Source organism: Pseudomonas sp. GW821-FHT03C07, assembly GCF_059420925.1.
Window position 1 is genome coordinate 1 of sequence record NZ_JBWKUQ010000033.1, and the last position, 26271, is coordinate 26271.

Sequence of the window (26271 nt, forward strand, 5' to 3'; positions counted from 1 at the left end):
ATAGATGCAACCGGGTAGCAGTGTTCAAAAGCGTGTTGACAGGGTGGGCGAGTCCATACATAGGAGCCGGCTTGCTGCGGACAGTACTCCGGGAACACCGTCAAAATCTCAGCCTATCGGCTGATCGCGAGCAAGCTGGCTCCTACCAAAATCGACTTCAGCCTTTAGCCAACAAGGCGTCCACTTCCTGCGTCCCGGGCGAAGTGGCCGGCCCCCAGCGCGTGACCGCCAGGGCCGCCGCCGCATTGGCGCGACGGGCCGCTTCGGCGGCATCGAGCCCGCCCGCCAGCCCAGCGAGGAACACCCCGGAATGGGCATCGCCCGCGCCGTTGCTGTCCACCGCCCGCACCTTGAAACCGGGCACATGCCGGTGCTCCCCCGCTCGGCTGACCCAGCAACCATTCGGGCCATCGCGAACCACCAGCAGCGCACCGTCGGCCAAACGTTCGGTCAGACAGTCGAGGGAACCGGCAATATCCGTCGCGCCGGTAAAACGCAGGGACTCGACACTGTTGCTGGTCCAGATATCGATACGCGGCAACAACGCGGCCATGGGGACAGCGTCCGGCGAGTTGACCAGAGGGCCCGGATCGAACACCACGGTTACCGCCTTCGGCAAGGCCAATACCCACTCCAGCAGTGCCGGCGCCTTGTCCGGGTATTGCAAGCTGTAGCCGCTGACATAGACGTAGTCGTCGGCCTGCACCGAAACCCGCGCCAGCTCTTCAGCCGAAACACCGCCCTCCGCGCCAATATAGGAAATAAAGGTGCGCTCGGCGCTGGCTTCAGTCAGCGATACGCAAAGCCCGGTGTCCTTCGCGCCATCGCGCTCAAGGGCGATCTCGACCCCTTCCGCCGCCATCGCCTGGCGGGCTATGTCACCAAAGCGCCCGTTACCGTGGCGCCCGAGATAGACCACCGACAAGCCATTGCGCCGGGCCGCGGCCATGACATTGAAACCCGCACCGGCTTCGAAGCTGGCGGCTTTCGCCAGCACGTCGCCACCGGTCGCCGGCAGTTGGTCGAGGGACATGACCAGGTCAACCATGACCTGGCCGGTATGCAGCAACTTAGCCATTGGCATTCTCTACAAAGGCCGCACGGCGATCCGCCGCACCGCCGAGCACGGCGTAAATACCGCCGGCAACCAGAAAGGTGACGATCCAGCCCAGGCCGTTGTGGCCCAGCCAGGAGTCGGACAGGAAACCGCGGAACCAGGTGGTCTCGGCGGTGGTGCCGATGGTGGTGAAGCTGAAGCCCAGGACAATCGCCACGGCCCAGGCGCCGAAGGCACGCCATTCGATGCCGCCGCTATACCAGTAGGCGCTGCTCGGACTGACGTCCAGCAGGTCCTTGGCGCTGTAGTGCTGGCGATGCACCAGGTCGACCACGAAGATCCCGACCCAGGCAGTGATCGGCACCGCCAGCAACGAGATGAAGGTGATGAACGGACCGTAGAAGCTGTCGGCGATCAACATGAAGTAGATAGAGCCGGCGAAGATCGCCACGATATCGACGATCACCGCGTGCACGCGCTTGACCTTCAAGCCCAGGGTCAAGGTGGTCAGGCCCGCCGAGTACACCGACAGGTTGTTCGACAGCAGCAGTCCACCGAATGCAGTGATCAGGTAGGGTACGGCCATCCAGGTCGGCAGCATGTCGCGGATCGCAATGATCGGATCAGTCGCCTGGGCCAGATCGTGGTTGCCTACCGACAGCAGGCCACCAAGGGTGATCAGCAGCACCAACGGGATACCCGCACCGAAGGCCGCCGAGGCCACCAGGCGGACCGCCTTGACGCTCTTGTGCTGGTAGCGCGACATATCGGCGCCGGCGTTGGCCCAACCGATCCCGGTACCGGCCGCCATGGTACCAATGCCGATGATCATCGCGCTCATCGGTGCCGGGGTGGCGTTGAACACCGCGCTCCAATCGATGGTCGCGCAGAGGAAACCGCCCACCAGGATGTTCAGGGCGCCGAAGACATAGGTCGCCCACTTCTGGATCACCAGCAAGGTGGCATGCCCCAGGCCCGAGACCGACAGGGTCAGCAGCACGAAGATGGCGATAAACAACAGGGTCAGCAGCGGGGCGCTCTTGGCCTCTACCGGCGAGTGGAACAGGATCGAACACAAGGACAGCAGCACGAATGCCGCGGTGGTGGTGTTGACCGTTTCCCAGCCCAGGCGCGACATCAGCGAAACGATGGTCGGGCCGATATTGCCGCGCACACCGAAAATCGCCCGCGACAGGGTCAGGCTCGGCGCGTGGCCGCGACGCCCGGCGATGGAGATGATCCCCACCACGGCAAAGGAACCCGCCGCGCCGAGAATCGCGACAATGATCGCCTGCCAGATCGCCAGCCCGCGAAAGGCCACCAGGGTCGCCCCCAGCGGCAGGCCGAGAATACTGATGTTGGCCGCGAACCAGACCCAGAACAGTTGCAGCGGATGGCCATTGCACTCGGCTTCCGGGACCGGCTCTATACCGCGGGTTTCCAGTTGGCCGGCACTTTGTCCGGCGTTTGATGAGGTCATGCTATTGCGCTCCTGATGCCAATTGTTGTGGTTGTTGGGCAGTGCGGAAGGTGTAGAAAACCCTGGGCCACTTCCGGGCCCCCTTCGTCTGCAGTCCATTGCGTGTTTTTATCTGTCAGACATTGCGCAGGGCGATCAGCCCTTGAACCAGGGGCACCAGCTCCAGCGCATTGACTTCAATGATTTTTGCAATCAGGTCGGCGGGCCAGCAGTCCAGGCCGTCGCAGGCCCCGAGCATGGCGCCGAGGATGCCGGCGATGGTGTCGGTATCACCGCCGATGCTGGCGGCCAGGCAGAGAGCGTCGAAGGCCTTGAGCTTGCCGAGCGCGACCCGTTGTGCCAGCGCGAAGGCCACCACCACCGACTCCTGGGACGCCACCGAGGTGCCGACCACGTCATACAGCAGGTCGGCCAGCTCGCTATCCGGGCAATCACGACTGAGTTCACGGGCCCAGCAGATGCGTGGCCCCAGGCGCCCGCCAGCGACCCAATGGCCATGCTGTTCGGCGGTAAAGGCCATCTCGGTGCCAATATTCAGCGCCTGCTCCAGGCCCTGGCGGTTGAGGCCGCTGGAAATCACCGCGGCGACCGCCGCCGCGCTGGAGATTCCCAGGCTGGTGTTGTGGGTGACCTGGCAGGCCTGGATCACCGCCGCGAGAAAGCGCTGAGGCTGGGCGATATCGGCAGCGATGCCCACCGGGGTGATGCGCATGGCCGCGCCGTTGGTGGTGCCGTAGCGCCCGGCTTCCTCGGGGCTGTGGCCGGCGAGGATCATTTCAATGGCGCGCTTGGTCGACGGGCCGAGCAGGTCCTGCGAACCCTTGGCCTGCATCTGCGCCTCCCAGGCGATCAACCGTTCGGCCAGCAGGGCCGGCTCGATATGGCCGTGACCGTCGATCAGCAACTGCCCGACCAGGATCGCCTGTTCGGTGTCGTCGGTGATGGAACCGGCGGGCATGTTCGGCGCGATCGGCTGGTCGGGACCGGCGTCAACCAGCGTGGTGATGCTGCCGAAGCGCACCTGGATCTGGGCGCGGCTCAGGGATTGGGTCGGCATGCCCAGGGCGTCGCCCAGGGCGAGGCCATAGAAGGCGCCAAGGGCGCGATGAATCGGGGTCATGTTGGGTTTCCAAATGCCAGGTGCAGGCGGAAATGCAGCGGATCGAGCAGGCTTTCGACCTGCTCCATAAAACGTCCCTGCTTGTCGTAGGTGGTGCGCAAGGCCTTGAGAAAAACCGTACCCGGTGGACGACCCAGCAGCTGCGCATCTTCGTCGGACAAGGGTTCGGCGCCGATCCATTGATCGCCGCGATCGCCGACATAGCCGTAGGCCGCCAGGGTAATGGTCAGGGAGTTGTCGATCAGGCCGATACTGGGCAAGCCTTCCAGGCCGCTGCTGGCCGGTATCAGCGAATGTTCGAGGGAGACCGCGGTGCCTTCGGTATTGCGCCGGCGCCGATCGAGGGCAACGAACTGCTCGGTACCGTAGCGACTGAACAGGTCCGGGCGCACCACCGCTTCCAGGCGCAACACCTCGGTGTTGATCAGCGCCCCGCTGTCCGCCAGGGCCTGAGCCCAGCCGGCGCGCTGGTCAAGGGGAATGCCATCGTAGGTGACGATGGAGCCCACGCCGCTCTGGGTCGCGATGTAATTGCGCCGCTTGAGCTCGGCCAGCGCCTCGCGCAGCGTGCCACGGCTCACCGAGAATTCTTCGGCCAACTGATGTTCACCCGGCAACAGCAAGCCGTCTCCAAGAAGACCGCTTTCGATGCGCCGGATCAGCTCATCGACCACCTTTTTTTTCTTATCAAATCGGACATGTCTAATCATGTACAAATTGATAACCGAAACAGGCCTTGGGAGGCAAGGGATTTATATTTCAGGGAGATGAATGGTGATGTTCTTCAGGGCGCCATCGCCAGCAAACTGGCTCCTACAGGTCAGGGTTCACCCTGGAAACAGCGCCCTACCCGACCCCTTTGTGGGAGCCGGCTTGCTGGCGATCCGCCGACAGGCGGAAATCACTCAAGGCTCGAGGCCGATCGGAAAAAACTCGCCGCCGCTCCACACGCCCAGCCAGGATTGGCCGTCGATTTGCCGGGGCACCGCCAGTTCCACCAGTTGGTAGAACACATTGCGGTGAATCAGGGCTTCGAGATTGCTGCGCACATGCACGTAAGGCGCCGGTTCCTGGCTGACCGGATCGATCACCACCCGAATCGGATGCTCGCCACCAGCCGTCACCTGCTCATCGACGTAAGTGGTAAATCGCAGCTGCTGTGCCTCGCCCTGCCCTTCGACCGTCAGGGTCACCGCGACAAAGGGCGCATCGTCGACCTTGATCCCGACCTTTTCCACCGGCGTGATCAGGAAATAGTCATCGCCGTCGCGGCGCATGATGGTGGAGAACAACTTGACCATCGGCTTGCGGCCAATCGGCGTGCCCTGGTAATACCAGGTGCCGTCACGGGCGATACGCATGTCGATATCGCCGCAGAACGGCGGATTCCACAAGTGGACCGGCGGCAGGCCCTTTTCCGTCTTGGGGATTTGTGCCAACAGGTCGTTGGCCTTGCCCGGCTCACTCATACTCAATCCGACATCCACTGTTCACCAATACCCAACAGACTACGCGCATATTCGGCCAAGGGGGCGGCGATCAGGTCTTCGGGCTTGTTGTTGTGGAACGTCAGCAAGCCACCACGGCTTTTGATCCGTGCGGTATCGATCAGGTATTGGCTACCGGTCTCGATCAACATGATCTGGATCACGCCGCTGTCCAAGCCCAGACGGTCGACGGATTCCTGGTCGGCCCATTCGTCGTAGTTGCCGATGCGGTCGTCCGCCTTGGCGAAGCGCGTGTACAGCAGGTAGTGGGCGCCGGCGGAACGGGCTTCGGCCATGGCCTGGTCCAGACCGAGGGGCCCACGGGCGCGGCGCACCATGGGGAAGTACTCGATGAAACCCTTGAAAGCTTCCTCGGCCACCACATTCGGACGCGGGTAGGCACTGCCGGGCGGCGTGAAGGCGCCCTGGGCAATGTAGATAAAGGAGTCCGGCTGGAGGCGGAACGAGTGGATCCGGCGCGTATCGCTATGGTCGAGCAGCCCCACATCGCTCATCTGATAGCGGACACCTTCGCCCATATCACTGACTTTCATGCAGCCGCCCAGCGCCAACAACGCCAGCAGCACAACCAGGCTACGCATCCTACCCTCCAGAGGCCGGTGACGGAAAACCGGCGAATAGTCGCCTGGATGCAGCTTCCGCGCCAGATCAACCAGGAAGATGATGCAAACCTGTGAGAGCGGTGCTTGTGTGAGAGCGGTGCTTGTGTGGGAGCGGTGCTTGCCCGCGAAGAGGCCCTTGAGATCGCTATAAGCTTCGCTGCGGTGCGGCGATCCGACAAGCACCGCGCCCACAATTAAATCGGCAGTGTTCTCAAAGCCGTGATCAGCCGCCGATGATTTTCATCACCGTCGCACCGCCCGAGAAGGCCACTTCCTGCTTGTCGCCCAAGGCCTTGACCAACAGCCGCTGCAGTGCCGGCAGCGCCTCGTGGCGGGGCTTGTCCAGCAGGTCACCGACATAATGCCGGTTGCTCGACGACAGACAGCCATGCAGCCAGCCGGTGGACGACAGCCGCAAGCGCGAGCAGGTCCGGCAGAATGGCACGCTTTCGTTGGCGATCACCCCAAAGTAACCGCGCCCCGGAATCGCATAACGCACCGCGGTGGCATCCACCGGCGCATCGGCCTGCAGGTATTCGTAGCGCTCGCCGATCAGGCCGAGCAACTGCTGGAGGCTGACGAACTGCTGGAGAAAAGCATTGCCGTCGCTGGCCAGGTGGCCCATGCGCATCAGCTCGATAAAGCGCAGCTCGTAACCATGCTCAAGGCAATAATCCAGCAGCGGCATCACCTGGTCCAGGTTCTGCCCGCGCAACGGCACCATATTGACCTTGATCTTCAGCCCCGCCGCCCGCGCCTGCGCCATGCCGTCGAGCACGCTGGCCAGATCGCCGCCACGGGCGATGCTGCGAAAAGCAGCGGCGTCCAGGGTATCGAGGGAAACGTTGATCCGCTTGATCCCGGCATCCACCAGCAAGGGCAGCTTGCGTGCCAACAACTGACCATTGGTGGTCAGGCTGATGTCTTCCAGGCCCATCTGGCCGACCGCGCCCATAAAGGCTTCCAGCTTCGGACTGACCAGCGGCTCGCCGCCAGTAATGCGCAAGCGCTCGATCCCCGCCGCCTCGATCAGGTAGGCCACGCCACGCGCCATGGCCTGCGCCGACAGCTCGTCCTGGGCAGCCACCAGCCGCTTGCCATTGGGCACGCAGTAGGTACAGGCATAGTTGCAGGCGGATGTCAGACTGATGCGCAGGTTACGAAAACGCCTGCCTTGACGGTCAACGATCATGGAACACTCCGGCGATGGACTGTGGCACGCGCAAAACTTGACCCATAAATCAAATTTTTACAAGCCCTATCCGTAGGAGCCGGCTTGCCGGCGATCCAGGCGACGCGGATTCAAGTTGCATCGCGTTATCGTTCATCGCCGGCAAGCCGGTTCCTACAGAACTCCACCGAGTATACGCCGCGCGCAGGGGCAAAGGGGTCAGGCGGCTGGCGTTTCGGGGTCGCGCTTGCGCTTGTTGCCCATGCGCACGCCGATGTCCATCAGGAACTGGAAGAAACCTTCCTGGTCCTCCAGCACATTGCTCCAGAACGGCGAGTGGTACAGCGCAACGGCGCCATGCACCAGGGCCCAGGCGGCGCAATAGTGGAAGTACGGCGGCACGTCCTCGAGCTTGCCTTCGCTGATGCGGCCCTTGATCAACAAGGTCAGGCGTTCGAAGTTGGAAGCACGGATCTTGTGCAGTTCCTCGACCATCTCTGGCACCTGGTGGCCCTTGACCACTTTTTCTTCCAGGCGGTCGAACAGGCGATAGCGCTGGGGATCGCGCATGCGGAATTCGAAGTAGGCCCGGGACAGGGCCTCCTTGTCCTTGTCGACATCCGCCGAATGCAGCAGCTCGTTCAAGTCACGCTCGTAGTCGAGCATCAGGCGCAGGTAGATTTCCGCCTTGGATTTAAAATGCTTGTAGATGGTGCCTTTGCCGATACCGACGGCATCCGCGATCATCTCGACGGTGACACTGTCTTCACCTTGCTCGAGGAACAGCTTTAGCGCGGTATCGAGAATTTCTTGCTCGCGGCGACGAAACTCACGGACCTTACGGGGTTCTTTGTGCATAAGAAAAGGTCTGTAGGGGCAAAATCGAAGCCAAGCATTATGCCTGACTCGCGCCAAATTGCACGAATCATCCGAGGCTTTTCGTTTTCACCGTCGACGAATCAGCCCGCGCTGGTCAGAAAGGCTTCGCAGTGGTCACCGATCGTCGCCTGCGGCGGCCACCGAAAAGCGTCCTGAGGCGATGAGAACTCAACAGAAGCGCCTGTATTCCAAATCTGTTTAAAAAATGAGCAATGCTGACTGGACGTCGGGCGATCCTGGCCAATACTTGAACTGTCGGCGCGACATCTCCCCCAAGTGACACGCCGATAAAGGTGCCGAAGGACCGCGTACCTTTGTTTTACTCCTAATGGTCTTAACCCGGATTCACCCCCCAGAACCCGGGTTTTTTTTGCCCGCGATTTGCAGGAGCCCCACAAACTGTGGGAGCCGGCTTGCCGGCGATGGCGACCGTAAGGACGACGCAAGACTCAAGGGCCTCATCGCCGGCAAGCCGGCTCCCACAAGATCGCGGCCCGACGATATGGTCGTGGTGAAACGCCCTTCGTTGCCCTCAGGAGCCTACATGCGCCAGCGGAAACAGGCGCTTGAAGTTCTCGGTGGTCTGTTCGGCAAGCTGCTCGTAAGGCACCCCGCGCAGCATCGCCAGGTAGTCCGCGACATCGCGCACATATTGCGGCAGGTTCGGCTTGCCGCGATGAGGAATCGGCGCCAGGTACGGCGAGTCGGTTTCCACCAGCAGGCGATCGGCCGGCACTTGCCGCGCCACATCGCGCAAGGCGTCGGCATTGCGAAAGGTGACGATACCCGAGAGGGAAATATAGAAGCCCAGGTCCAGTGCGGCCTTGGCCATCTCCCAGTCTTCGGTGAAACAGTGCAGCACGCCGGCCTGGGGCAGTTGTGCCTCGCGCAGCAACGTCAGGGTGTCGGCGCGCGCGCCACGGGTATGGACGATCACCGGCTTGCCGGTCTGCGCGGCCGCTTGCAGGTGCAAGCGGAAGGACGCCTGTTGCAGTTCGGCCGCCTCGGGTTCGTAGTGATAGTCCAGGCCGGTCTCACCAATGGCCACGACCCGTGGATGCTCAAGCTCGCGCAGCAACCAATCGAGCGCTGGCGCGGCGTCGGGTTTGACGTCCAGCGGGTGGACGCCGATCGAACAATCGACATCGGCATAACGCTCGGCCAGGGCCTTCACGTCGGCGGCGTTATCGACACTGACACCGATACACAGGAAGTGCCCGACACCGCGCTGACGCGCCGCATCAAGCGCTGCATCGAGGGAGCCCGAATGTTCGGCGAGATCAAGACGGTCGAGGTGGCAATGGGAATCTACAAGCATAAAAAGGCGACAACTACATCGTATGGGTGGGACGGTCGGACTTCAGGGCGCCGGCCAGATGGGTTTCGATCTTGCTGCGGGCGGTGTTGTCGCCGTCGTTGAATTGCACGCCGACCCCCGCCGCACGGTTACCCTGGGCCCCCTTGGGGGTGATCCAGGCGACCTTGCCGGCGACCGGGATTTTTTCCGGTTCGTCCATCAGGTTGAGCAACATGAACACTTCGTCGCCCAGCTTGTAGCTCTTGCTGGTGGGGATGAACAGGCCACCGTTCTTGATAAAAGGCATATAGGCCGCGTACAGCACGGACTTGTCCTTGATGGTCAGGGACAGGATACCGTTGCGCGGGCCGGGACCAATGGGTTCGTTCATACTCGCTCCGGTCTTGCAGATAGCCGATTCTAGGCCCATCGCCTCAGTGTTGGGTAGGTAAAGCTGCCCATTGCACCAACAGCGCTTCGAGCAACAGCACCCGGTTCAGGTTGGCCTTGCTCAGGACCTTCTGGCGCTGGGCGAGAATCCAGTCCTGGATCGACAGGACCTTGTCCCGGGCAGTTTTCTGCGCCAGGTATTGCACCACCTTGCGCATGTCCCCCAGACCCAGGCCAGCTTCGTCCTCGGTCAGTTGATAGCGCAGGATCAAGCTCGACCAATCGCAGAACCAGTCGAACAGCAACAACAATGGAATGGCGTTCCACCCCTCAGCCAACTGGGTGGCCGATTGCTGTTGCTTGAGCAATTTCTTCACCCCGTCGACCACCAGCGCCCGCTGTTCGCGAACGCCCTGGGCCTGGAGGCTGACAGCGGCCAGGGGCGAACCCGCCGCCAGGGTCAGCAATTCGACCCGCTCTTCTTCGCTGCTGTCCGGCAAGGCTCCAGCCAGCCATTGCAGGCTCATGGCCTCGCTCGGCAGCGGGCAGGCCTGTTGCACGCAACGGCTGCGGATGGTCGGCAACAACCGGCTGGACTGGTGACTGACCAGCAACAGCACGGTATCCCCGGAAGGTTCCTCAAGGCTCTTGAGCAAGGCGTTGGCGGCGTTGATGTTCATCGACTCCACCGGCTCGATCAGCACCACCTTGCGCCCGCCCAGTTGCGCGGTCTGGACCACGAAGCTGACCAGATCGCGAACCTGGTCGACCTTGATCGCCTTGTCGGCTTCTTCCGGTTCCAGGATGTAATTGTCCGGATGACTGCCGGCGTTCAGCAACAGGCAGGATTTGCAGTGACCGCAGGCATTGAGGTTTGCCGGGCTCTTGCACAGCAGCAGCGCCATCAGCCGTTCGGCCAGGGCGCGCTTGCCGATGCCCGCCGGACCGTGCAACAGATAAGCATGGGCATGCTGGGGCCGCCCGGCCATTTGCTGCCAGAGACCGTCCTGCCAGGGATAGGCTTCAGCCACGGTGCCGCTCCAGGATTTCCGGCAGCAGGCGGTCGAGGGACTGTTGCACCTGGGCCAGCGGCTGGGCCGCATCCACCAGCCGGTAGCGCGACGGATCGGCGGCGGCGCGCTTCAGGTAGGTGCTGCGCACGGCGTCGAAAAACACTCGGCCTTCCTGCTCGAAACGGTCCAGCCGCCCCCGAGCGCTGGCCCGAGCCAGGCCGACCTCCACCGGCAGGTCGAAGACCAGGGTCAGGTCCGGACGCAGTTGGCCCTGGACAAAACTTTCCAGGGTGGCGATACGCTCCTGGGACAGGCCGCGACCACCGCCCTGGTAGGCATAGGTGGCATCGGTAAAGCGGTCACACAGCACCACCGCGCCGCGGGCCAGGGCCGGGCGGATCACCGTGGCCAGATGCTGGGCGCGCGCGGCGAACACCAGCAGCAGCTCGGTGTCGGCACACATGACCTCGTCGCTGGGCGCCAGCAGCAGTTCGCGGACCTTCTCGGCCAGCGGCGTACCGCCGGGCTCGCGGGTCAGCAACACATCGACGCCTTGGGCCCGCAGGCACTCGGCCAGGTAATCGCGGTTGGTGCTTTTGCCAGCGCCTTCCGGGCCTTCCAGGGTGATAAACAAGCCAGTCACGGGCAATCCTTAATCAGGGTCATTGCGAGTCTTTCGTCTCGGCTTCGGGTGTCGCGGGTGTCGCGGGTACAGGTTCGACAACCGGGGCCGGTGCGGGGTTCGGTGCCGGCTCAGGCACCCCGGGAACCGGGCTCTGGACCGAGGCCGGTGCTGTCGCCGGGGCAGCCGGAGCGGGTGCCGTCGCCGGAGCAACCGGCGGAACCGTTGGAGCAGGTGCCACCGCCGGAGCTGTCGTCGGAACCGCCGGCGCGGGGCTGGAACGGTAGTCGGCCCGGCGCTTGAGCTGGAACTCGCGCACCGCGTTGTTATGCGAGTCCAGGTCGTCGGAGAAGACATGGCTGCCATCGCCGCGCGCCACAAAGTACAGGCTGTTGCCCGGCACCGGGTTCAACGCGGCGTGAATCGCCTCGCGGCCAACCATGGCAATCGGGGTCGGCGGCAGACCGGCGTTCATATAGGTATTGTAGGGGTTGGCCTCACGCAGGTGGGCACGGGTGAGCTTGCCGGTATAACGCTCGCCCAGGCCGTAGATCACCGTCGGGTCGGTCTGCAACAACATGCCTTGCTGCATCCGCCGGACAAACACCCCGGCGATCTGGCCACGCTCCTGGGGCACACCGGTTTCCTTCTCCACCAGCGAGGCCATGATCAGGGCCTGGTAAGGCTCGGTGTAAGGCGCATCAGGGGAGCGTTTCTGCCACTCCTGGGCCAGGACACTGTCAAGACGGTCGTAGGCCTTCTCCAGCAGCTCGGCGTCGCTCATGCCGCGCACGAAGCGGTAGGTGTCCGGGAAGAAGCGCCCCTCGGCGAACACGTCCTTGTGCCCCAACTTGGTCATGACCTCGCTGTCACTGAGGCCGGTCAGGGTTTGCTGGAGCTTTTCGTTTTTGGCCAGGGCATTGCGAACCTGGTGGAAATTCCAGCCTTCGACCAGGGTCAGGCTGTACTGCACCACTTCGCCGCGCTGCCACAGGGACAGCAGCCCGCGCACGTCCATGCCCGGCGTGAGCCGGTACTCGCCGCTATGGAAGGGTACGCCAGCAAGATTGAAGCGCCAGTAGAGGCGCAGCCAGAAGGCATCCTTGAGCAAGCCCTCGGACTCGAGGCGATTGAACGTGCCCGTCGGTGTCGCACCAGCCGGTACATCCAGCAGTTGTTCCTGCGTCAGGTTGAGGGACTGCTCCAGCGCCGAATGCAGCTTCCAGGCCGAACCGCCCAGCAGCAAACCGGCCAGCACCAGAACGGCTTGCAGCAGCACCAAGAATTTACGTCTCAATTCAAACTTCCAATAGCGCGCGGGCAATACCTTGCAGTTTACGGGTGAGCGGGCCAACCGACCAGCTCAGGTCGGCAAAAGCCCGAACGGGCCAGATGCCATAGACGCTGTTACAGAGAAAAACTTCATCGGCTTGCCGGAATTGCTCCAGGCTGATGTCGGAAATATCAACAGGGATTGCCAGTGCTTGGGCCTCTTCCAACAACTGCGCCCGCATCACCCCCGCCACACCACAACGGCTCAGGTCGGCGGTACGGAGCACACCCGCCTGCACCAGGAACAGATTGCTGAACACCCCTTCGATCACCCGACCCGAGGTGTCGAGCATCAAGCCTTCGGCATATTCGGTGCCCTGCCATTCTGCACGGGCCAGGACCTGCTCCAGGCGATTGAGATGCTTGAGCCCGGCCAGCAAGGGCTGCTCGGACAAACGCGTGGTACAGGGGAAAAGACCAATACCTTGCTGTTGGTAGGTCTGTGGATAAGTCGGCGACGGACTGCCTTGCAGGATCCGCCGCGGCAGCGTATCCGCCGACGCCGCATAGCCGCGCTGGCTGTCGCCACGGGTGAGAATCAGCTTGAGCACGCCCTCCCCCAGTGCGGCACTGTAGGCGAGCAGCTCGCAACGAACCCGTTCGTGATCCGCCACGATGCCCAGGCGTCGACAACCCTCCGCCAGGCGCTGCAGGTGCCGCTCCAGCAGCAGCGGTCGACCGCCTTTCACGGCGAGGGTCTCGAACAGACCATCGCCGTAGGCCAGGCCGCGGTCCTTGAGGGACAACGCATCGCCCGGCTGGCCGTCGACCCAGCTGTCCATCACTCGGCGAACCGGCGGAACACCAGGGAGCCGTTGGTACCGCCAAAGCCGAAGGAGTTGGACAGCACGACATCGATGGGCATGCGCCGGGCTTCGTGGGGCACGAAATCCAGGTCGCAGCCTTCATCGGGCTCGTCGAGGTTGATGGTCGGCGGCGCCACCTGGTCGGCGATGGCCAGCACGCTGAAGATCGCCTCGATGGCCCCGGCGGCGCCCAGCAGGTGGCCGGTCATCGACTTGGTGGAACTGATCGCCAGCTGGTAGGCATGCTCGCCAAACACCCGCTTGATCGCCTGGGCTTCGGCCAAGTCGCCGGTCGGGGTCGAGGTGCCGTGAGCGTTGATGTACTGCACCTGATCCAGGTTCAGCTTGGCATCGCGCATCGCATTGGCGATACAACGGGCCGCACCGGCACCGTCCTCGGGCGGCGAGGTCATGTGGTAGGCGTCGCCACTCATGCCAAAGCCGATCAGTTCGGCGTAGATGGTCGCGCCACGGGCCTTGGCGTGCTCCAGTTCTTCGAGCACCAGCGCGCCGGCACCGTCGGACAGCACGAAACCGTCACGTCCCTTATCCCACGGACGGCTGGCGCGGGCCGGCTCGTCATTGCGCGTGGACAGGGCGCGGGAGGCACCGAAGCCGCCCATGCCAAGGCCACAGGCGGCCATTTCGGCACCGCCGGCAATCATCACATCGGCTTCATCGTAGGCAATGTTGCGTGCGGCCATGCCGATGCAATGGGTGCCGGTGGTGCACGCCGTCGCGATGGCATAGTTCGGCCCCTGGGCACCCAGGTGGATGGACAGGAAACCGGAAATCATATTGATGATCGAACCCGGCACGAAAAACGGCGAAATGCGCCGTGGGCCCTGGTCGTGCAGCGTGCGGCAGGTTTGCTCGATATTGGTCAGACCGCCAATACCCGAGCCCATGGCCACGCCGATACGCTCACGGTTGGCATCGGTGACCTCGAGGCCGGCGTTACGCACTGCCTGGAAACCGGCTGCCAGGCCGTATTGAATGAACAGGTCGAGTTTGCGGGCTTCTTTGGCCGACAAATATTCTTCGACATTGAAGCCTTTTACCGAGCCGCCAAAACGGGTGGTATAGGCAGAAAGGTCTGTGTGTTCGATCAGACCAATGCCACTACGGCCAGCCAGAATGCCTTGCCAGGTACTCGCAACATCGGTACCCAATGGCGACAACATCCCCATGCCGGTGACTACGACGCGTCTACGCGACACAGCACTCTCCTTTATCCTGTTGACGACACTTTGCCTCACACCTAAAGAAAAAACCGCACGCCGTGATGGCAGTGCGGTTTTTCCATGACAGCAGGCAACGATTACAAACTATTACGCCTGATGCTTGGTAACGTAATCGATAGCGGCTTGTACGGTAGTGATTTTTTCAGCTTCTTCGTCAGGGATTTCGGTCTCGAATTCCTCTTCCAGAGCCATCACAAGCTCAACGGTGTCAAGGGAGTCGGCACCCAGGTCTTCAACGAAGGAAGCAACGTTGGTCACTTCTTCTTCCTTGACGCCCAGTTGCTCGGCAACGATTTTCTTGACGCGTTCTTCGATGGTGCTCATACCTTGTTTTCACTCCTAATGGAAAAATTCAGGCAGCTGGCCGGTGGGTAAGTGTATAGAAAGGCTTTTCAGCTTTTCAACCGAAAGCTTCAGCCTTTGCCCCCCTTTGCCCTCTGCCCCTCAATAAGTTGCAGCTTTATAACGGATTTTAGACAGCTGGTATGACATTTTTTTGAAGCAATCCGTCACATTTGAATTACATGTACATCCCGCCGTTCACCGGGATTGTAGCCCCAGTCACGTAAGCCGCACCGTCCGACGCCAGAAAAGCGACCACTTGCGCAATCTCTTGAGCCTGGCCCAGACGGCCCAGCGGAATCTGCGTCAGCAAGGCTTCACGCTGCGCCTCAGGCAATTCGCGGGTCATATCGGTGTCGATGAACCCTGGGGCCACCGAGTTTACCGTAATTGAGCGCGAACCGACTTCACGCGCCAATGCACGGCTGAAACCTTCGAGGCCGGCCTTGGCTGCTGCGTAGTTTACTTGGCCTGCGTTGCCCATGGCACCCACAACCGAACCAATATTGATGATTCGTCCCCAACGGGCCTTGGTCATGCCACGCAGAACCCCCTTGGACAGGCGGAACAGACTGTTGAGGTTGGTATCGACCACGTCGTACCACTCGTCATCTTTCATCCGCATCATCAGGTTATCGCGGGTGATACCGGCATTATTGACCAGGATCGCCGGCGCACCGAACTGCTCGCTGATGCTCGCCAGTACTGCGGCAACCGATTCATCGCTGGTTACATTAAGCTCCAGGCCGGTGCCTTGAATGCCATGCTCCTTGAGCGTCGCGGCAATCCGTTCGGCGCCCGAGGCCGAGGTCGCGGTGCCGATGACCACGGCGCCGAGACGCCCCAGCTCGAGGGCGATGGCTTGGCCGATGCCACGGCTGGCGCCGGTGACCAGTGCAACTTTACCTTGCAGACTCATGCAGGCTTCTCCTGATTCAGGCCCGCGCCGCGCGCGTGGCGGCGAAGGCATCCGGGGTATTGAGGTTGGACGTGTTGACGCCATCGGCGCAACGTTTGTTCAGACCGGCCAGCACCTTGCCGGGGCCGCACTCGACCAGTTCGGTGGCACCGTTGGCCGCCAGGCACTGGACCGACTCGACCCAACGCACCGGTTTGTAGAGTTGTTCCAGCAGGTCGCGCTTGAGGGTCGCGAGGTCCGTGACCACCTGGGCGCTGACGTTCTGCACCAGCGGGATCTGCGGTGCCTGCCAGTCGATGGCGGCAACCGATTCGGCAAAGCGCTCGGCAGCCGGACGCATCAGCTCGCAATGCGACGGCACGCTGACCGGCAGCGGCAGGGCACGCTTGGCACCCTTGGCCTTGCAGACCTCCATGGCACGCTCGACGGCGGCCTTGGCGCCGGCGATCACCACCTGGCCCGGCGAGTTGAAGTTCACCGCGCTGACCACTTCGCCCTGGGCGGCCTCGGCACATGCGGCAAGCACATCGGTATCGTCCAACCCGAGGATCGCCGCCATGGCGCCCTGCCCGGCCGGAACCGCTTCCTGCATCAACTGGCCACGACGCTCCACCAGCTTCACCGCATCGCCCAGGCTCAGGCTGCCGGCGGCGACCAGCGCACTGTACTCGCCCAGGCTGTGACCGGCGACATAGGCCGGACGCGCACCGCCCTCGGCCAGCCACAGACGCCACAAGGCAATGGACGCCGTGAGGATGGCCGGCTGGGTCTTGTCGGTCTGGTTGAGCTGTTCTTCCGGGCCCTGCTGGGTCAACGCCCAGAGGTCATAGCCCAGGGCATCGGAGGCTTCTTTGAAGGTCTCCAGGATCAGCGGGTATTGCGCGCCCAGCTCGGCCAGCATGCCGAGGGACTGCGAACCCTGTCCTGGAAAGACGAATGCGAGGGATGTAGACATGTAACAAGCCCCTAATGATCTTGTCGTCGGAGAATTGACGTCCCGCCGTGGCGGACGCAAGAAACTGTCAGTTTGGATGGCTGATTGAACTGAACGGTCACATTTAAGCATCCCCGCAGGAAAACGCCTAAAGCAATAGATCCTCCAGGCGACCATGCAGGCGCTCGGGGAGGTTTTCCTGGATCTCGATCAGGGCCCGCGCAATCGCGCTCTGGAAGCCCTCGACCCCGGCGGAGCCGTGACTCTTGATGACAATACCCTGCAGGCCGAGAAAACTCGCGCCATTATGCCGCGCCGGGGCGAGATCGGCCTGCAGGCGCTTGAGCAGCGGCAAGGCCAGAGCGCCGACCAGCCGCGAGGCCAGGCTCTGCTTGAACAGCACCTCAATCCGTGCGGCGATCATGGTTGCCAGACCTTCGCTGGACTTGAGCAGGATATTGCCGACAAAACCGTCGCAGACCACCACATCAGCCTCACCGCGATACAAGCCGTCGCCTTCGACGAAGCCGATGTAGTTCAACCCTCGTGCCTGTTGCAACAGGGTCGCCGCCAGCTTGACCTGCTGGTTGCCCTTGATGTCCTCGGTACCGACATTGAGCAAAGCGACACGCGGCCGCGCCACGCCCAGGGCCTCGGCGGCCACCGCGCCCATCACGGCGAACTGGAACAGGTGCTCGGCACTGCAATCGACATTCGCCCCCAGGTCCAGCAACTGGCAATAACCGCGCTGAGTCGGGATGGCCGCGACCATGGCCGGACGATCGATACCCGGCAAGGTCTTCAGCACATGCCGCGACAAAGCCATCAAGGCACCGGTATTGCCCGCACTGACACAGGCCTGGACCTTGCCATCGCGCAGCAACTGCAAGGCCAGGCGCATCGACGAATCCGGCTTGCCGCGCAGGGCCTGGGACGGACGCTCGTCCATGGTGATGATTTCGCTGGCAGGGGTAATGGTCAGGCGTGCGCGATCCACAGTCGGATGACTGGCGATCAGGGGTTCAAGCTGGGAAGGTTGACCGACAAGGGTCAGGTGCAACGAGGGTGTGGCAGACAGACAGGCAATACTGGCCTGGACAATGCTGCGGGGACCGAAGTCCCCGCCCATTGCGTCGATCGCGATGATCTGAGCGGACAAGATTTACTCGTCAGCGCCCTTGTCGATCACTTTACGGCCACGGTATACGCCTTCTGGCGATACGTGGTGACGCAGGTGAACTTCACCGGTGGTCTTTTCCACGGACAGGGTGCTTGCCTCGAGGGCGTCGTGCGAACGACGCATGTCACGGGCGGAGCGGGATTTTTTGTTCTGCTGAACAGCCATAATTGATTAACTCCTAAACGTTTGGGTCACGCTTTAACTGCGCCAATACACTGAACGGGTTGGACCGCGTTACCTCGTCCTCGCTCGGTTCGGGCTCATCGAGCCCCGCCGGCTGCTGGCATTCTTCCGGATGATGAGCAGGCACAATGGGCAAGGCGAGCAGAAGCTCTTCCTCGATCAATGCCTGCAGATCCAAAGGATCTTCGCCCAGTTCCAGCACGTCATAACCTTTCGGCAACGACTGGGTATTCGCACCCTCCTTCACCACAGCATAACTGCATTCGCTGTGGATCGGCAGGGTGACCAGCTCAAGACAACGCTGGCAAACCATTTTGACTTCGGTGTCGATAAAGCTGTGAATCATCACAGACTTACGTTCATCTCGTTCAAAAACGAATTTAGCCTGCACCGTACCGACAGTGTCGGAAAGCGAGTCGCAGAGTCTCTCCAAATTGGCCAGCAGCAGTTCACCTTGAAGGGTGGTGCCACGATCAGCCAATTTGCGCGGGTCAACGTGAGGTGGAATCGGGTCATTCAACATAGGCGCAGCATTCTAGGGATGCACCCTGCCACTGTCAAAGGAAATTAGGCCCTGTCCGTCAGCTGGCGGGCCGACTAGAATCGCCGACCTGCCTCAGGAGAACCGCATGCTGCCTTTGTTACTCGCCTCAAGCTCGGCCTATCGCCGGGAATTGCTGACCCGCCTGCGCCTGCCCTTCAGCTGCGCATCGCCGGATATCGACGAAAGCCAGCGCCCGGGAGAAGCCGCCATCGAGCTGGTCAAACGCCTGGCCGAGGAGAAAGCCCGGGCCCTCGCCGCCCGTCATCCGGCGCACCTGATCATCGGCTCGGACCAGGTCGCGGTACTCGACGGACGGATACTCGGCAAGCCCCACGGCTTCGAGAAGGCCCGCGAACAGCTGCTGGCCGCCAGCGGCAACCGCGTCAGCTTCCTCACCGGGCTGGCCCTGCTCAACAGCCAGACCGGGGCATGCCAAGTGGACTGCATCGCCTTCAGCGTGCTGATGCGCAACCTGGATGTCGAACGCATCGAACGCTACCTGCACGCCGAACAACCCTATGACTGCGCTGGTAGCTTCAAGGCCGAGGGATTGGGCGTGAGCCTGTTCCAGAGCACGGAAGGGCCGGATGCCACCAGCCTGATCGGATTGCCACTGATTCGCCTGGTGGACATGCTGCAGGCCGAGGGCCTGCAGATTCCGTAATACCTTTCATCACAAAACCCTCAGCCTGCCGGTTGATCGCGAGCAAGCTTGCTCCCACAAGATAGTGCGACGCAGTATTCAGCCAATAAAAAACCGGTCATTGGCGACCGGTTTTTTTATTGCTGCACGAATATCAGCGCAAGGTCGGCCCCTGGAAGCCCATCCACATTGCCAACTGCTCGGCGACACTGGCACCGAGCTTTTTCGAGAAGCGATCGAAAGGCGACTCCTGAACGGTAAAGTCCACCAACTCCTTCTCGCCGATCACGTCCCGCGCCACCGAACTGGCACTGCCCAGGCCATCGATCAACCCCAAGGGCAGCGCCTGCTCGCCGGACCAGACCAGCCCGGAGAACAACTCCGGATGATCCTTGTCTTTCAGGCGATCACCACGGCCCTTCTTCACACTGGCGATGAACTGGTTGTGGGTGGTGTCCAGCACGCCCTGCCAGAACTGGGTCTCATCGGCCTTCTGCGGCTGGAACGGGTCGAGAAACGCCTTGTGCTCCCCCGAAGAGTAGGCACGCCGCTCCACACCCAGCTTCTCCATGGTGCCGACAAAACCGTAACCGGCCGCCGTCACACCAATGGAACCGACCAGGCTGGACTTGTCGGCATAGATCTCATCCGCCGCACTGGCGATGTAGTAGGCCCCGGAAGCACCGACATCGGAAATCACCGCATACACCTTGGTATCCGGATGCAGACCACGCAGGCGACGAATCTCGTCAAACACATAACCCGACTGCACCGGACTGCCGCCCGGACTGTTGATACGCAGGATGATTGCCTTGACCTTCGGATCTTCGAAGGCAGTGCGCAGGCTGCCGACAATATTGTCGGCGCTGGCCGACTCCTTGTCCGCAATCACTCCACGCACCTCGATCAGGGCGGTGTAGTGAGCCCCACGACTGGCGCTCTTCTCCAGATTGATCAGCGGCGAGAACATCACCAGCACGCCAAGCAGGTATACAAAGGTCAACAGCTTGAAGAAGATTCCCCAGCGCCGCGAACGACGCTGCTCTTGCACTCCGGCCAGCAAGGTCTTTTCCAGCAGCTTCCAGCTTTTCTCATCAGCCGAACCCGATTCGGCATTCGCCTTTGGCGGCGCGCCCCACTCATCAGACATGCGTACTCACCCCAATGAATTCAATTGACCCGGCCATCGAGCCAGGCATGCAACTGTGGAAAACTGTCAATCGCCAAGCGCGGCTCGAACACCCGCAACTCATCCAGCGACAGGGCACCATAACCTACAGCCACTGAATCCATGCCAGCATTGCGCGCCATTTGCAAATCGAACGCCGAGTCCCCGACCATCAAGGCCTGGGAAGCCGGGACAGCACAATGGGCGAGAATCTGCTCAAGCATCAGCGGGTGCGGCTTGCTGGCGGTTTCATCGGCGGCACGGGTGATATCGAAATAATCCAGCCAGCCATGGGACTTCAACACCCGATCCAGCCCGCGACGGGCCTTGCCGGTCGCGACCGCCAACTGGTAACCGGCGGCACGAAACGCCTCCATGGACTGCACCACCCCAGGAAACAGGGGCGAGGGCTCTGCCTCAAGGGCGATGTAGATATCGGCATAGTGTTGACGAAAAACAATCAATTCATCATCGCTGATCATCGGGTACAGGGTGCGAATCGCCTCGGGCAAACCCAAACCGATAATCCCCTTGACCGCCGCCTCATCGCGCAGGACAAACCCCGAACGCGCGGCCGCCTCGCCCATCGCCTCGACAATCCGACCAATGGAATCGGCCAAGGTACCGTCCCAATCGAAAATCAACAGTTTGTATTCAGACCGCACTCAGTCTCTCCACTGTCTTGGCCCACATTTCATCCACCGGTGCCTGCAGCTTCAATTCGCCGCCATCAGGCAGCGGCACGGTCAGCATATAGGCGTGGAGGAACAGGCGCTTGCCACCCAGCTCGCGGATTTCCTTGGTGAACCCATCGTCACCGTACTTGCTGTCACCGGCAATACAGTGCCCGGCGTGCAGGGTGTGCACACGAATCTGGTGGGTACGACCGGTCACCGGTTTGGCCTCGACCATGGTGGCGAAATCACCGAAACGACGCAGCACCTTGAACACCGTGAGCGCCTCCTTGCCCTCCTCGTTGACCTCGACCATGCGCTCGCCGGAGCGCAGGTTGCTCTTGAGCAGGGGCGCGCGCACCTGCTTGATCGAAGCAGCCCAATTACCGCGAACCAGGGCCATATAGCGTTTGTCGATGCCGTCGCCGCGCAACGCTTCGTGCAGATGGCGCAACATGCTGCGTTTCTTGGCGATCATCAGCAGGCCAGAGGTATCACGGTCCAGGCGATGGACCAACTCCAGCTCCTTGGCATCCGGGCGCAACTGACGAAAGGCTTCGATCACGCCGTAGTTCAGGCCGCTGCCGCCGTGCACGGCAATGCCGGCCGGCTTGTTGATCACGATCAGCGCCTTGTCTTCGAACACAATCGAAGCCTCCAGGCGCTGCAACAGGCCCTGAGCCAGGGGCACCGGCTCGTCGCGCTCGGGAACGCGCACCGGCGGAACCCGCACGATATCGCCGGCCTGGAGCTTGTACTCGGGCTTGATGCGCCCCTTGTTTACCCGCACTTCGCCTTTGCGCAAAATGCGGTAAATCAAGGTCTTGGGCACACCCTTGAGCCGGGCGAGAAGGAAATTGTCAATGCGCTGGCCGGCATATTCCGGCGAGACCTCAAGCAGTTGTACGCCTGGAGTCGGGGGGGTAGTCGTCGTCATGCCGGCGATGATAACAATTTTTTATGGAATTGAAGCACTTAATCATTGCTGCTATAGTCGCGAACGTCGCCAAAAGCGGCTGGACAGAGGACCAACGGCCAACAGCCGGCCCTGCCCAACGTAATTCATCAGGATGCGAGGCCGTCCTACGGGGCTTTCGCCGTTCGAGGAAAGGTTCGCGATTGTAACGAGCGCAGGTGACATGAGGCCTGAAGCGCGCCGGAAAACTGAGTCAACACTCGTTTCCCGAGCCGGTATTAACGGCCAGTTCACAAAGTGCAGTCGATCACGGATCACACCTGGGCGAAGGCTTCGGAAACAACGCCTAATTAGCCATGAGCGTGCTTTCCCCTTTCGGAGAACACGGTAAATGCCAACCCGCTGCGGATTCTGCGCGCGGCCGCACCCGAATTATCAGGGATACGTGTAGGGTGGAGATGCACAACCGTCGGACTGTGTAGCATTAGGCTTTATCAAGACGCTTCATATCGTCCACACCCGCGGTTGATTCCTCCTCCTGACAGAGCTTTTGCTTGTGAGGTGTCTTTTGTCACCCCAAGAAGCAGGACGCGTGAGTCGCGATTTCGTCCCCTCTGGACGAACCTCGCCCGACACAGGAATGGCCAACCACTCCTGACGCACCTGACACCGACCGTGAGAAGTCGTGTGTGCCGAACGCCGTTTCCGGCAGCCCGGAAACCGACGGTACTACATGAAAAGAATGCTGATTAACGCAACTCAACCCGAAGAGTTGCGTGTTGCCCTGGTAGACGGCCAGCGCCTCTACGACCTGGACATCGAGTCCGGTGCCCGCGAGCAGAAGAAGGCCAACATCTATAAAGGCCGGATTACTCGCATCGAGCCAAGCCTTGAGGCTGCCTTTGTCGATTTCGGCTCTGAGCGCCATGGCTTCCTGCCGCTTAAAGAAATCTCCCGCGAATACTTCAAGAAAGCCCCCGAAGGCCGCGTCAACATCAAGGACGTCCTGAGCGAAGGCCAGGAAGTTATCGTCCAGGTCGAGAAAGAAGAACGTGGCAACAAGGGCGCCGCCCTGACCACCTTCATCAGCCTGGCCGGTCGTTACCTGGTACTGATGCCGAACAACCCGCGTGCCGGCGGTATCTCCCGGCGCATCGAAGGCGAAGAGCGCAACGAACTGCGTGAAGCGCTGAACGGCCTGGTGGCTCCGGCCGACATGGGGCTGATCGTGCGCACTGCCGGCCTTGGCCGCAGCAGCGAAGAAATGCAGTGGGACCTCGACTACCTGCTGCAACTCTGGACCGCCATCAAAGAAGCCTCGCTGGATCGTTCCGCGCCTTTCCTGATCTACCAGGAAAGCAACGTGATCATCCGCGCCATCCGCGACTACCTGCGCCAGGACATCGGCGAAGTGCTGATCGACAGCGTTGAAGCCCAGGACGAAGCCCTGACCTTCATCCGCCAGGTAATGCCGCAGTACGCCAGCAAGATCAAGCTGTACGAAGACAGCGTACCGCTGTTCAACCGTTTCCAGATCGAAAGCCAGATCGAGACCGCCTTCCAGCGCGTCGTCGAACTGCCTTCCGGCGGCTCCATCGTGATCGATCCGACCGAAGCCCTGGTGTCCATCGACATCAACTCGGCGCGCGCCACCAAAGGCAGCGACATCGAAGAAACCGCGCTGCAGACCAACCTGGAAGCCGCTGAAGAAATCGCCCGTCAGTTGCGCCTGCGCGACATCGGCGGCCTGATCGTCATCGACTTCATCGACATGACCCCCGCCAAGAACCAGCGCGCCGTGGAAGAAAAAGTCCGCGAATGCCTGGAAGCCGACCGTGCCCGTGTACAAGTCGGTCGCATCTCGCGCTTCGGCCTGCTGGAAATGTCCCGTCAGCGCCTGCGTCCGTCCCTCGGCGAAAGCAGCGGCATCGTCTGCCCGCGTTGCAATGGCACCGGCATCATCCGTGATGTCGAATCGCTGTCCCTGGCAATTCTGCGCCTGATCGAAGAAGAAGCCCTGAAGGACCGCACCGCCGAAGTCCGCGCCCAGGTGCCGATCCCGGTCGCCGCCTTCCTGCTCAACGAAAAACGCAACTCGATCACCAAGATCGAACTGCGTACCCGTGCGCGCATCGTGATCCTGCCGAACGATCACCTGGAGACACCGCACTTCGAAGTGCAACGTCTGCGTGATGACAGCCCGGAAGCCCACACCAACCAGTCCAGCTACGAAATCGCTGCGGCCGCCGCCGAAGTGGAAGAAGTCCAGCCGGCCGCGGCCACGCGCACCCTGGTTCGCCAGGAAGCGGCGGTCAAGACCGCTCCAGTCCGCGCCAACGCACCGGTTCCGGCCGAAGAAGTGGCGGCTCCTGTTGTCGCCCCTGCGCCGGTCGTGGCCGAACCCAGCCTGTTCAAGGGCCTGGTGAAGTCGCTGGTCAGCCTGTTCGCCAGCAAGGAAGAGCCTGTGGCTCCGGCCGTGGTTGAAAAACCGGCAGCCGAGCGTCCGGCCCGTAACGAAGAGCGTCGCAACGGTCGCCAGCAGAGCCGCAACCGTAACGGTCGCCGCGATGAAGAGCGCAAGCCGCGCGAAGAGCGTGCGCCACGTGAAGAACGTGCACCGCGCGAGCTGCGTGAAGAACGTACCCCACGGGAAGAACGTGCACCGCGTGAAGAACGTGCGCCACGTGAAGTCCGCGAAGCCCGTGACGAAGCACCGGCCGTAGCCCGCGAAGAACGCGCTCCACGCGCTCCGCGTGAAGAACGTGCACCGCGCGCCCCGCGTGAAGATCGTAAGCCACGTGGCGAGCGTGAAGAGCGCGTGCGTGAACTGCGTGAGCCGCTGGATGCCGCACCGGTAGTCACCGCCGCGGCAACGACTGCCGCCGTGATCGCGGAAGAGCGTCCGGCCCGCGCCCCACGTGAAGAACGTCAGCCGCGCGCACCGCGTGAAGAACGCCAGCCGCGTGCCGAGCAGGTTGCCGTCGCCGGTGAAGAAGAAGTGTTGCAGGGCGAAGAGCAGTTGCAGGACGATGGCCAGGACAACGCCGAAGGTGGCGATCGTCCACGTCGCCGTTCCCGCGGTCAGCGTCGTCGCAGCAACCGTCGCGAGCGTCAGCGTGATGCCAACGGCAATGTGATCGAAGGTTCGGAAGAAGGCAGCGAAGAACACCACGAGCCAGCCACCGCTGCCGAACTGGCTGCCGGTCTGGCCGTGACCGCTGCTGTCGCCAGCAGCGTGATCAGCGCTCCAGCCGAAGCCGAAGCGCATCAGCAGGCCGAACTGGCCACTGCCGCGATCCAGGAAACACCAGCGGTTGAAGCCCCGATCGTTGAAGCAACCACTCCAGTGAAAGCGCCTGCGGTGCCGGAAGTGGAAGTTGCTCCGGTTCGTGAAGCCGAGCCAGTGGTTGAAATCGCTGCCGAACCCGCTGTTGTCGCTGAGCGGCCGGTATTCGTGGCGCCTGAGCCGGCCATCGAAACATCGGTTGTCGAAACACCGGTTGTCGCGGCGCCAGTCGTTGAAGAACCAGTGGCTCACACCCCGGTTGCCGAAGCCATCGTTGAAGCTCCGGTCTCGGAAGCAGCGCCAGAGCCGACTCAGGAAGTCCAGGCCACGTTCCAATGGTCCGAACCAGCGGTCGAAGCCCCTCAGGCAGCCGTGACTGAAGCGGTGATGGCTGAAGAGCCAGCCGTGGTTGCACAGCCAGAGCCTGCTCCGGTGGTTGCCCCAGTCGTGGCTGAAGTCGCTGCACCGGTTGTCGAGGCGGCTCCCGCCAGCGCCCTGACCAGCAACGGCCGTGCACCGAACGATCCACGTGAAGTGCGTCGTCGCAAGCGTGAAGAAGAGCGTCTGGCTCAGGAAGCTGCCGAACGTGCCGCTGCTGCTCCCGCAGTAGAAGCCGTGGTCGCTGCCGAACCGGCGCCCGCACCTGAAGCCGCTCCGGCGCCGTTCGTCTCGACCGAAAGCGAAACGGCTGCACCGACCATCGACGAAAACCTGCAGTCCGTCGATGAAGTGGTTGAACACAACCACAAAGCCCCGGAAGAAGCCCACGAGCCTAAACCCCTCGCCTGACTCTGAAGGCTGTTGAAAAGCCCCGCCTGCAGTGATGCAGGCGGGGCTTTTTTTGTCCGTGGGCCAGGCCCCTCCTCTCGCAACTGAAGATTCAGCTGCCATATAGCCAGGAAAAGTCCCACATGACAGATTGAAGTCTACTGACTGACTCCAGTTTTTCGGCGGCGCACAG

Annotated in this window: 26 protein-coding genes; 2 read left to right on the forward strand and 24 right to left on the reverse strand. The window is 62.0% G+C overall.

The features are described from left to right. Positions 1–157: 157 nt before the first annotated feature. The 21 genes from AC07VG_RS32600 to AC07VG_RS32700 form a co-directional block, all read right to left on the reverse strand. Positions 158–1078, reverse strand: coding sequence for a PfkB family carbohydrate kinase (locus AC07VG_RS32600; RefSeq protein WP_495003870.1), 921 nt, complete (start codon positions 1076–1078; stop codon positions 158–160). Continuing rightward, entirely contained in the window at positions 1071–2537 is a 1467-nt protein-coding gene (locus AC07VG_RS32605) for a purine-cytosine permease family protein (RefSeq protein ID WP_495003869.1), read from the reverse strand. Before AC07VG_RS32605 ends, AC07VG_RS32600 begins: the two co-directional genes overlap by 8 nt. A 115-nt stretch (positions 2538–2652) precedes the next feature. Continuing rightward, entirely contained in the window at positions 2653–3657 is a 1005-nt protein-coding gene (locus AC07VG_RS32610) for an ADP-ribosylglycohydrolase family protein (protein ID WP_495003868.1), read from the reverse strand. Then, on the reverse strand, positions 3654–4367 hold the full coding sequence (locus tag AC07VG_RS32615; RefSeq protein ID WP_495003867.1) for a GntR family transcriptional regulator: 714 nt from the start codon (positions 4365–4367) through the stop codon (positions 3654–3656). Before AC07VG_RS32615 ends, AC07VG_RS32610 begins: the two co-directional genes overlap by 4 nt. A 195-nt stretch (positions 4368–4562) precedes the next feature. Next, positions 4563–5126 carry a DUF1285 domain-containing protein gene (locus tag AC07VG_RS32620; RefSeq protein WP_495022505.1) on the reverse strand — a complete coding sequence of 188 codons (564 nt, stop codon included), beginning with the start codon at positions 5124–5126 and terminating at the stop codon, positions 4563–4565. 2 nt (positions 5127–5128) lie between these two features. Continuing rightward, on the reverse strand, positions 5129–5746 hold the full coding sequence (locus tag AC07VG_RS32625) for a DUF4823 domain-containing protein (protein WP_495003865.1): 618 nt from the start codon (positions 5744–5746) through the stop codon (positions 5129–5131). 244 nt (positions 5747–5990) lie between these two features. Continuing rightward, positions 5991–6959, reverse strand: a complete 969-nt coding sequence (locus AC07VG_RS32630; protein ID WP_495003864.1) for a GTP 3',8-cyclase MoaA — start codon at positions 6957–6959, stop codon at positions 5991–5993. A 198-nt stretch (positions 6960–7157) separates the two neighbouring features. Continuing rightward, positions 7158–7796: a TetR/AcrR family transcriptional regulator gene (locus AC07VG_RS32635; protein WP_100940748.1), complete on the reverse strand. Its 639-nt coding sequence runs from the start codon at positions 7794–7796 to the stop codon at positions 7158–7160. Positions 7797–8349: 553 nt separating this feature from the next. Beyond that, complete coding sequence (locus tag AC07VG_RS32640; protein ID WP_495003863.1) at positions 8350–9135, reverse strand: TatD family hydrolase; 786 nt, start codon at positions 9133–9135, stop codon at positions 8350–8352. Positions 9136–9148: 13 nt separating this feature from the next. Next, positions 9149–9505 (reverse strand): PilZ domain-containing protein, encoded by a 357-nt coding sequence (locus tag AC07VG_RS32645; RefSeq protein ID WP_103496781.1) that lies wholly within the window; start codon positions 9503–9505, stop codon positions 9149–9151. A gap of 43 nt (positions 9506–9548) precedes the next feature. After that, a complete protein-coding gene (locus AC07VG_RS32650; RefSeq protein ID WP_495003862.1) occupies positions 9549–10535 on the reverse strand; it encodes a DNA polymerase III subunit delta' in 987 nt (328 codons plus the stop codon). Further along, the gene (tmk, locus tag AC07VG_RS32655; protein ID WP_495022498.1) at positions 10528–11160 is read right to left on the reverse strand and encodes a dTMP kinase; all 633 of its coding nucleotides are present in this window, start codon (positions 11158–11160) and stop codon (positions 10528–10530) included. The genes AC07VG_RS32650 and tmk overlap by 8 nt, the downstream gene beginning before the upstream one ends. A 19-nt stretch (positions 11161–11179) precedes the next feature. Further along, positions 11180–12436, reverse strand: a complete 1257-nt coding sequence (gene mltG, locus AC07VG_RS32660) for an endolytic transglycosylase MltG (protein WP_495003860.1) — start codon at positions 12434–12436, stop codon at positions 11180–11182. A 1-nt stretch (position 12437) separates the two neighbouring features. Further along, positions 12438–13253, reverse strand: coding sequence for an aminodeoxychorismate lyase (pabC, locus tag AC07VG_RS32665; RefSeq protein WP_495022499.1), 816 nt, complete (start codon positions 13251–13253; stop codon positions 12438–12440). Then, positions 13253–14497 carry a beta-ketoacyl-ACP synthase II gene (gene fabF / locus AC07VG_RS32670; protein WP_495003858.1) on the reverse strand — a complete coding sequence of 415 codons (1245 nt, stop codon included), beginning with the start codon at positions 14495–14497 and terminating at the stop codon, positions 13253–13255. Before fabF ends, pabC begins: the two co-directional genes overlap by 1 nt. A gap of 111 nt (positions 14498–14608) precedes the next feature. Beyond that, the gene (gene acpP / locus AC07VG_RS32675) at positions 14609–14845 is read right to left on the reverse strand and encodes an acyl carrier protein (protein ID WP_495003857.1); all 237 of its coding nucleotides are present in this window, start codon (positions 14843–14845) and stop codon (positions 14609–14611) included. Between the two features lie 196 nt (positions 14846–15041). Beyond that, positions 15042–15782: a 3-oxoacyl-ACP reductase FabG gene (fabG, locus tag AC07VG_RS32680; protein WP_121133400.1), complete on the reverse strand. Its 741-nt coding sequence runs from the start codon at positions 15780–15782 to the stop codon at positions 15042–15044. Positions 15783–15798: 16 nt separating this feature from the next. Beyond that, positions 15799–16737, reverse strand: a complete 939-nt coding sequence (fabD, locus tag AC07VG_RS32685) for an ACP S-malonyltransferase (protein WP_495003856.1) — start codon at positions 16735–16737, stop codon at positions 15799–15801. 127 nt (positions 16738–16864) lie between these two features. Further along, positions 16865–17875: a phosphate acyltransferase PlsX gene (gene plsX, locus AC07VG_RS32690; protein ID WP_495022500.1), complete on the reverse strand. Its 1011-nt coding sequence runs from the start codon at positions 17873–17875 to the stop codon at positions 16865–16867. Between the two features lie 3 nt (positions 17876–17878). Further along, positions 17879–18061, reverse strand: a complete 183-nt coding sequence (gene rpmF / locus AC07VG_RS32695; protein WP_003179396.1) for a 50S ribosomal protein L32 — start codon at positions 18059–18061, stop codon at positions 17879–17881. 13 nt (positions 18062–18074) lie between these two features. After that, positions 18075–18602 (reverse strand): YceD family protein, encoded by a 528-nt coding sequence (locus AC07VG_RS32700; RefSeq protein WP_495003854.1) that lies wholly within the window; start codon positions 18600–18602, stop codon positions 18075–18077. A gap of 106 nt (positions 18603–18708) precedes the next feature. Between AC07VG_RS32700 and AC07VG_RS32705 the strand changes: the two genes are divergently transcribed. Then, entirely contained in the window at positions 18709–19287 is a 579-nt protein-coding gene (locus AC07VG_RS32705) for a Maf family protein (protein WP_495022501.1), read from the forward strand. Positions 19288–19420: 133 nt separating this feature from the next. Here AC07VG_RS32705 and sppA read toward each other — a convergent pair whose 3' ends face one another. Genes sppA through rluC form a run of 3 tightly spaced genes read right to left on the reverse strand, consistent with a single transcriptional unit; the run spans position 19421 to position 22045 of the window. Continuing rightward, on the reverse strand, positions 19421–20416 hold the full coding sequence (gene sppA / locus AC07VG_RS32710) for a signal peptide peptidase SppA (RefSeq protein WP_495003852.1): 996 nt from the start codon (positions 20414–20416) through the stop codon (positions 19421–19423). Positions 20417–20436: 20 nt separating this feature from the next. Continuing rightward, the gene (locus tag AC07VG_RS32715) at positions 20437–21099 is read right to left on the reverse strand and encodes an HAD-IA family hydrolase (protein ID WP_495003851.1); all 663 of its coding nucleotides are present in this window, start codon (positions 21097–21099) and stop codon (positions 20437–20439) included. After that, complete coding sequence (gene rluC, locus AC07VG_RS32720) at positions 21089–22045, reverse strand: 23S rRNA pseudouridine(955/2504/2580) synthase RluC (protein WP_495003850.1); 957 nt, start codon at positions 22043–22045, stop codon at positions 21089–21091. Before rluC ends, AC07VG_RS32715 begins: the two co-directional genes overlap by 11 nt. Positions 22046–22757: 712 nt before the next feature. Here rluC and rne point away from each other — a divergent pair. Beyond that, complete coding sequence (rne, locus tag AC07VG_RS32725) at positions 22758–26099, forward strand: ribonuclease E (protein WP_495003849.1); 3342 nt, start codon at positions 22758–22760, stop codon at positions 26097–26099. Positions 26100–26271: the final 172 nt, after the last annotated feature.